The following is an 8,086-nucleotide window of genomic DNA, read 5'->3' on the forward strand; positions in this document are numbered from 1 at the left end:
GGTTGTGCTGTGGGTGTCGGTTATGTGGGTCGGGCGGGGTTGACGTCGTCGCGGTTTGTGGCGTGTCCGTTCGGGGGCGCGGGAACTCGGATGTATCGCACCGGGGATGTGGTGTTGTGGGGTGTTGATGGAGAACTGCGGTATGTGGGGCGCTCCGACGAGCAGGTCAAGATCCGCGGATATCGCATCGAACTCGGCGAAGTCCAGGCGGCGTTGGCCGGGTTGGATGGGGTCGAGCAAGCGGTGGTGATCGCCCGCGAGGACCACCCCGGTGATAAGCGCCTGGTGGGGTATGTGACCGGGACGGCCGATCCGGTCGGGGTGCGTGCGGCGTTGGCGGAGCGGTTGCCGGGGTATATGGTGCCGGCCGCGATCGTGGCCATTGAGGACCTGCCGTTGACGGTGAACGGCAAGCTGGACAAACGCACCTTGCCCGCACCCGAGTACGGCGTTGTCGGTCGGTATCGGGCTGCGGCCACGGCTACTGAGGAGATCCTCGCGGGTATCTATGCCCAGGTGTTGGGTGTGGAGCGGGTGGGGGTGGATGACTCGTTTTTCGATTTGGGTGGGGATTCGTTGTCGGCGACCCGTCTGGTCGCGGCGGCCAATTCCGTTGTACGTGGCGGTATTTCGGTGCGAGCGGTGTTCGACGCGCCGACGGTGGCGGGGTTGGCAGCGCATGTCGGTTCGGGTGGGGGTGGGCTTGAGCCGTTGAAGCCGATGGCGCGTCCGGCGGTGGTGCCGTTGTCGTTTGCGCAGTCGCGGTTGTGGTTTATCGATCAGTTGCAGGGGCCCTCGCCGGCCTACAACATGGCGGTGGCGTTGCGGCTCGAGGGCGAACTGGACGCGGAGGCGTTGGGGGCGGCGCTGGTCGATGTGGTGGGCCGCCACGAATCGTTGCGCACCGTGTTCGATGCGGTCGATGGGATTCCACAGCAGATGTTGGTGTCGGTGCAGCGCGCCGATTTCGGGTGGCGAGTGGTGGATGCGACCGGCTGGTCGGACCAGAAACTCGATGGGGCGATCGCGGCGGTGGCGGGTTACCGGTTTGACTTGGCGACCGAAATCCCCTTGCGGGCCCGGCTTTTCCGTGTCGCCGTCGATGAGCATGTGTTGGTGGCGGTGGTGCATCATATCGCCGCGGATGGGTGGTCGTTGGGGCCGTTGGTGGCCGATCTAGGGGTCGCGTACGGGGCGCGGCGCCGTGGTGGCGTGCCGGGGTGGGCCGAATTGCCGGTGCAGTATGTGGATTACACGTTGTGGCAGCGTGAGCAGTTCGGGGATCTTGATGATCCCGGCAGTGTGATCGCGACTCAGGTGGGGTATTGGGAGCGGGCTTTGGCGGGGTTGCCCGAGCGGGTGGTGTTGCCTACGGATCGGCCGTATCCGGTGATCGCTGATCAGCGGGGTGCGGCGGTGGCGGTGGACTGGCCGGCGGGGTTGCAGCACGGGATTGCGGGGCTGGCGCGGGAGTATCAGGCGAGCAGCTTCATGGTGATTCAGGCGGCGTTGGCGGTGGTGTTGTCCAAGCTGGGTGCGGGTCGGGATGTGGCGATCGGGTTTCCGATTGCGGGGCGCGGGGATCCCGCGCTGGAGGGGTTGGTCGGGTTTTTCGTGAACACGTTGGTGTTGCGGGTGGATTTGGCCGGCGATCCCAGTGTGGCGGAGTTGGTGGGTCAGGTGCGGGGGCGCAGTTTGGCGGCGTTTGAACATCAGGATGTGCCGTTTGAGGTGTTGGTGGAGCAGCTCAATCCGGTGCGGAGTTTGAGTCATCACCCGGTGGTGCAGGTGATGTTGGCTTGGCAGAACTGGCAACACGCGGATCCGGCTGCCGGGTTGGCGCTGGCGTTGGAGCAGCGGGTCAGCGAGATCGCGCTGGATGCAAAGACCGCGCGGATGGATGTGTCGGTGTCGTTGGCGCCGCGTTGGTCTGCCGATGGGGAGCCGGCCGGTATTGGCGGGTCGGTCGAGTTCCGCACCGATGTGTTCGACCCCGACACCATCGAGGCATTAGTCAATCGGTTACAGCAGGTGCTCGAGGAGATGGTGGGCGATCCCGCGCTGCGACTCTCGCGTATTGGGGCGCTCGAGGCCGGTGAGCGCGCCGAGCTGGAGGCGATGGGCAACCGGGCGGTGTTGGACCAGCCCGCGTCGGTGTCGTCGTCGATTCCGGTGTTGTTCGGTGCTCACGTGGCCGGCACACCTGAGGCGGTGGCGGTCAGTTTCGCCGACCAGACCCTGACGTATAGGGAGCTGGATGAGGCGTCGAATCAGTTGGCGCACTACCTGATTGGTGATGGTGCCGGCGCGGGCGGGTGTGTCGCGTTGTTGGTGGAGCGCTCGCCGCAGGCCGTGATGGCGATCCTGGCCGTCGTGAAGACAGGGGCGGCCTACCTCGCCCTGGATCCCGCGCAGCCCGATTCACGGATCGCCTTCATGCTCGACGACGCCGCGCCGATCGCGGTGCTCACCACCGCCACGCTGGCCGACCGGCTGGACAATTATGACATCTCGGTGATCGATCTCAATGATCCTGACATCGAGGCCTGCCCCAACACGCCACTCGCGGCGCCGGCCCCCGAGGACATCGCTTACCTGATCTACACCTCGGGCACCACCGGCACACCCAAGGGCGTGGCCATCACCCACGGCAACGTGACCCAACTGCTGGCGTCATTGGATGCCGGCCTGCCGTCCCCCGGTGTATGGCCGCTTTGTCATTCGTTGGCATTCGATGTTTCGGTGTGGGAGATCTTCGGCGCGCTGCTGCGCGGGGGACGGCTGGTGATCGTGCCCGAAGCGGTCGTAAGCGCGCCAGAAGAGTTTCATGCCTTGCTGATTCGTGAACGTGTCACGGTGTTGACCCAGACACCCTCGGCGGTTGCGGCGTTGTCTCCGCAGGGGTTGGAGTCGACGGCATTGGTGGTCGTCGGTGAGGCCTGCCCGGTCGATGTGGTGGACCGGTGGGCGCCCGGGCGGGTGATGGTCAACGCCTACGGCCCGACCGAGACCACGATGTGCGTGGCGATCAGTGCGCCGCTGACACCCGGGGTGGTGCCGATCGGTGCGCCCGTGCCCGGGGCCGCGTTGTTTGTGCTTGATGAGTGGTTGCGTCCGGTCCCGGCGGGCGTGGTGGGGGAGTTGTATGTGGCGGGTTGTGGTGTGGGGGTGGGGTATCGGGGCCGGGCGGGGTTGACGTCGTCGCGGTTTATGGCGTGTCCGTTCGGGGGCGCGGGGACGCGGATGTATCGCACCGGGGATCTGGTCTCGTGGGGTGCCGATGGGCAGTTGCGGTATGTCGGGCGTGTTGATGAGCAGGTCAAGATCCGCGGGTATCGCATCGAACTCGGCGAAGTCCAGGCCGCCCTGGCCGCAGTGGACGGCGTCGAGCAGGCGGTGGTGATCGCCCGCGAGGACCGGCCGGGGGATAAGCGGCTGGTGGGGTATGTGACCGGGACGGCGGATCCGGCGGGTGCGCGTGCGGTGTTGGCCGAGCGGCTGCCCGCCTACATGGTGCCGGCCGCGGTGGTGGCGATCGCGGAGTTGCCGTTGACGGTCAACGGCAAGCTCGACACTCGTGCCCTGCCCGCACCGGAGTACGGCGATGCCGGTCGGTACCGCGCACCGTCGACCGTGACCGAGGAGATCCTGGCCGGTATCTACGCCCAGGTGTTGGGTGTGGAGCGGGTGGGTATCGACGATTCGTTCTTCGACTTGGGTGGGGATTCCATTCTGTCGATGCAGGTGGTGGCTCGGGCGCGGGCGGCGGGGTTGGTGTGTGGGCCGCGTGATGTGTTTGTGGAGCAGACGGTGGCCCGGTTGGCGTGGGTGACCAAGGTGGCCGATGACGCCGCTGCGGTGGTCGATGCCGGGGTGGGGTCGGTGGTGGCGACCCCGATCATGCGCTGGCTGAACGCCTTTGAGGGTCCCACGGATCAGTTCAACCAGACCATGGTGGTGCAGGCCCCGGCCGGGGTGAGCGAGTCCGATGTGGTGGTGGTGTTGCAGGCGTTGCTGGATCGGCATGCGATGTTGCGGGCGCGTGTGGTGGACGGGCCCGAGGGTTGGTCGTTGACGGTGCCCGAGGCCAGTGCGGTCGATGCCGGGGGGTGCGTGCAGGCGGTGGAGGTGTTGTCGGAGGCGGCGGTGGTGGCGGCGCGGTCGGGGCTGAATCCGGCGGCAGGGGCGATGGTGCGCGTGGTGTGGGCGCGGACGACGGGCGAGTTGGCGTTGATCATTCACCACCTGGCCGTCGACGGGGTGTCCTGGCGAATCCTGTTGGAAGACCTCAATATTGCGTGGGCGCAGCATCATAGCGGGCAGCCGATCGCGTTAGCCGCGGGTGGGACGTCGTTTGTGCGGTGGTCGGCGCTGTTGGCGGAGCGGGCGCGCCACCGCGAGGTGGTGGCTCAGGCCGAGACTTGGCGTGCGGTGACGGCGGTCCCGGCGGTGGTGGCGGGGCCGCGCCCGGCGGTGGATACGTTCGCCAGTGCGGGGTCGTGGTCGGTGGAGTTGGATGTGGCGACGACGCGGATGTTGTTGGGTGAGGTGCCCGCGGCGTTTCATGCCGGAATTCAGGACGTGTTGGTGATCGCGTTCGGGTTGGCGTGGGCGGAGTTTATGGGTCTCGGGGATGGGTCGGTGGGGATCGATGTGGAGGGTCACGGCCGTGATGAGGAGGTGGCCGCCGGGGTGGATTTGACCCGCACGGTGGGTTGGTTCACCGCGATTTATCCGGTGGCGTTGTCGGTGGGGGGGTTGTCGTGGGCGCAGGTGATGGCGGGGGATGCCGCGTTGGGGGCGGTGGTCAAGGCGGGTAAGGAGCAGCTGCGGGGGTTGCCTGATCCGCTCAGTTATGGGTTGTTGCGCTACTTGAATCCGGAGGTGGTGCTCGGCGAGTCCGAGCCGGTGATCGGGTTCAACTATTTGGGTCGGTTGGGTGCGGCGGCTGCGGAGTTGTCGGAGGAGTTTTGGCGGATCAGCGCGCCGGGTGTGGCGTTGACCGGGGCGGTGGCGGCGGTGCCTACTCCGCTGGCCTACACCGTGACGGTGAACGCCGGTACCGCGGAGTCTGAGGCGGGTCCGGTGTTGCACGCGAATTGGACGTGGGCGCAATCGGTGCTTGATGCGACCCAGGTTGAGCGGTTGGGGCGGTTGTGGTTTGAGGCGTTGGCCGGGATTTGTGCGCACGTGCGCGGTGGTGGGGGTGGGTTGAGCCCGTCGGATGTTGTTCCGGCCCGGTTGACCCAGGTCCAGCTCGATGAGTTGTCGCGGCAGTACGACATCGCTGATGTGTTGCCGTTGACCCCGTTGCAGCAGGGGTTGTTGTTTCATGCCAGTACCACCGGGGGCGCCGATGATGTGTATGCGGTGCAGCTCGATCTGAGCATCGCGGGCCCGTTGGATGCCGAGCGGCTGCGCGCGGCGGTGCACACGGTGATCGCGCGCCACCCGCATCTGGCGGCCCGGTTCTGCACCCAGTTCGACCAACCCGTCCAGATCATCCCGGCCAACCCGGTGGTGCCCTGGCGCTACGTCGAACTCGACACCGCCGACAGTGCCGATGCCGCGGAGCAGGTGTGCGCGGCCGAGCGTGTCGCGGTGTGTGTGCTGGGGGATCAGCCGGCGTTTCGGGTGGCGGCGCTGCGCACCGGACCCGACAGCCACCGCATCCTGGTGACGGCGCACCACATTGTGCTCGACGGGTGGTCGTTACCGATCCTGCTGGCGGAGATGTTCGCCGGTTATCAGGGGCAGCGGTTGCCCGCGCCGGTTCCGTATCGCCGGTTTGTCACGTGGCTGGCCGAGCGGGACCTCGAGGCTGCTCGAGTGGCGTGGCGCACGGTGTTGGCCGGGTTTGAGTCCCCGACATTGGTGGGTGGTGCGCCGGGGCGGGCGCAATCGGGACCGCGGGGTGTGCTGTCTTATCTGATGCCGGCCGAGATCACCTGTGCCATTGGGGATTTAGCCCGTTCGTGTCACACCACGATCAATACGGTGTTGCAGGCCGGTTGGGCGGTGTTGCTGGCCTCGCTGACCGGCCAGCATGATGTGGCCTTCGGTGCCGTGGTTTCGGGGCGGCCCGCCGAGGTGCCGGGCGCGGAGTCGATGGTGGGGTTGTTGATCAACACCGTGCCGGTCCGCGCCCACCTCACGGCGGCGGGCACCACGACCGACCTGATCGACCAACTGCAACGGGCACACAACGGGACAGTTGAGCATCAACATTTGCCGCTCACCGAGATCCACCGGATCACCGGCCAGGACCAGCTGTTCGACACCCTGTTCGTGTTGGAGAACTACCCGATCGACGCCGCGGCGTTAGCCGCCATCGACGGGTTAAACGTCACCGCGTTCACCAACCGTGAATCCACCGACTATCCGCTGACGGTTCAGGCCGTAGCCGGTCGCGAACTGAGCCTGCGCGTCGAATACGACACCGAGGTGTTCGACAACTCAAGCGCCGAAACGATTGTCACGCGCTTCCATCGGGTGCTGGCGGCGTTGACCACCGATCCCACCCGGCGGTTGTCATCCCTGGACGCGCTGGATTCCGTCGAACACGCGCTCCTGGATCGGTGGGGGAACCGGGCGGTATTGAACCGGCCCGCGACACCGGTGTCGATTCCAACGTTGTTCACCGCCCACGTCGCTGCCGCACCTGACGCGGTGGCACTTACCTGCGGTGGCCTCTCGATGACGTATCGGGAGCTGGAGGATGCGTCGAATCAGTTGGCGCACTATCTGATTGGTGCCGGCGCGGGTCCCGGCGCGTTCGTGGCTCTGCTGTTGCCTCGCTCGGCCGACGCGATCGTGGCGATCCTGGCCGTGCTGAAGGCCGGGGCGGCGTACCTGCCGATCGACCCGACGATGCCCGACGCGCGCATCACCTTCATGCTCGACGACGCCGCGCCGATTGCCGGCGTCACCACCGCCGCCCTGGCCGAGCGGCTGCGCGGGCACGGGCTGCTGGTTATCGATGTCGATGACCCTGAAATCCATGCCCACCCAAACACGGGACTGCCGGCGCCGGGACCCGACGAACTTGCGCACCTGATCTACACCTCGGGAACCACGGGCGTGCCGAAAGGCGTCACCGTCACTCACCACAACGTCGCCCAGCTGTTCGACGCACTGGAAATCGGCGTCCCGCTGGCACCGGGGCAGGTCTGGTCGCAGTGTCATTCGTATGCGTTCGATTTCTCGGTGTGGGAGATCTGGGCGGCGTTGCTTGGTGGTGGGCGGTTGGTGGTGGTGCCCGAGCCGGTGACTCGTTCGCCAGAAGAGTTCCACGCCTTATTGGTTCGTGAGCGAGTCACCGTGTTGACCCAGACCCCGTCGGCCGTCGGCGTGCTGTCGACCGAAGGTTTGGATTCCACAGCGTTGGTGATCGGCGCCGAACCGTGTCCGACGGAGCTGGTGGATCGGTGGGCGCCCGGCCGTGTGATGGTCAACGTCTACGGCCCGACCGAAACCACGATGTGGTTGTCCAAGAGCGCGCCGCTGACAGCAGGGTCAGGGTCGCCGTCGATCGGTTCGCCGGTGACGTGGGCGGCATTCTTCGTGTTGGACGCCTGGATGCGCCCGGTATCACCCGGGGTCGTGGGCGAGCTCTACCTGGCGGGTCGTGGTGTGGGGGTTGGGTATTGGCGCCGGGCGGGGTTGACCGCGTCACGGTTTGTGGCGTGCCCGTTCGGGGGGCCGGGTGCGCGGATGTATCGCACCGGGGACCTGGTGTCGTGGGGTGCTGATGGGCAGTTGGTATATGGGGGGCGGGTCGACGAGCAGGTGAAGATCCGCGGGTATCGGATCGAGTTGGGTGAGGTGCAGGCGGCGCTGGCTGCCGTGCCCGGGGTCGAGCAGGCGGTGGTGATCGCCCGTGAGGATCGCCCGGGGGATAAGCGGCTGGTCGGCTATCTCACCGGAACTGCCGATCCGGGCGAGGCACGCGCGGTGTTAGTTGAGCGGTTGCCGGGGTGGATGGTGCCGGCGGCGGTGGTGGCGATTGGGGAGTTGCCGTTGACGGTCAACGGCAAACTCGACAAACGCGCCCTGCCCGCGCCCGATTACGGCGATGGGGGTCGAT

General features: G+C 66.8%; 1 protein-coding gene. It reads left to right on the forward strand.

Translation table 11 applies throughout. From position 1 onward, the window contains the following. Positions 1–8,086 (forward strand): non-ribosomal peptide synthetase (locus OQ789_RS25490; protein WP_324689164.1); only part of this gene is annotated, 8,086 nt, incomplete at both ends.

Source organism: Mycobacterium sp. 94-17, from assembly GCF_035617725.1.
In the GTDB taxonomy this organism is placed as follows: Bacteria; Actinomycetota; Actinomycetes; order Mycobacteriales; family Mycobacteriaceae; genus Mycobacterium.